Below are 537 nucleotides of genomic sequence, written 5' to 3'. Positions count from 1 at the left end.
ACCGATGCCCATCGCGACCCCCGAGGTCTACGCGGAGATGCTGGACCGGGCCAAGGCGAACGAGTTCGCCTACCCGGCCATCAACGTGACCTCGTCCGAAACCGTGAACGCCGCCATCCGCGGCTTCGCCGAAGCGGAGAGCGACGGGATCATCCAGTTCTCCACCGGCGGCGCCGAATTCGCCTCCGGCCAAAAAGTCAAGGACATGGTCGTCGGCTCCGTCGCCCTCGCCGAATTCGCCCAAGTCGTCGCCGCCCGCTACGACGTCAACGTCGCCCTCCACACCGACCACTGCCCCAAGGACAAACTCGACGGGTTCGTCCGCCCGCTGATCGAGATCTCCGCCGAACGCGTCAAAAACGGCCAGAACCCGCTGTTCCAGTCCCACATGTGGGACGGCTCCGCCATCGACCTCGACGAAAACCTGCAGATCGCCCAGGAACTGCTGGCCAAGACCGCCGCGGCGAACATCATCCTCGAAGTCGAGATCGGCGTCGTCGGCGGCGAAGAAGACGGCGTCGCCCACGACATCAACGA

General features: G+C 65.2%; 1 protein-coding gene. It reads left to right on the top strand.

The features are described 5' to 3' along the window. Positions 1 to 4 precede the first annotated feature (4 nt). A partial coding sequence (locus ACLJQZ_RS48610) for a class II fructose-bisphosphate aldolase (RefSeq protein WP_410628524.1) occupies positions 5 to 537 on the top strand: 533 nt, incomplete at its 3' end.

It is taken from the genome of Amycolatopsis sp. cmx-8-4, from assembly GCF_046548675.1.
Classification (GTDB): domain Bacteria; phylum Actinomycetota; class Actinomycetes; order Mycobacteriales; family Pseudonocardiaceae; genus Amycolatopsis.
This window is presented reverse-complemented; position numbering and strand designations above follow the sequence as displayed.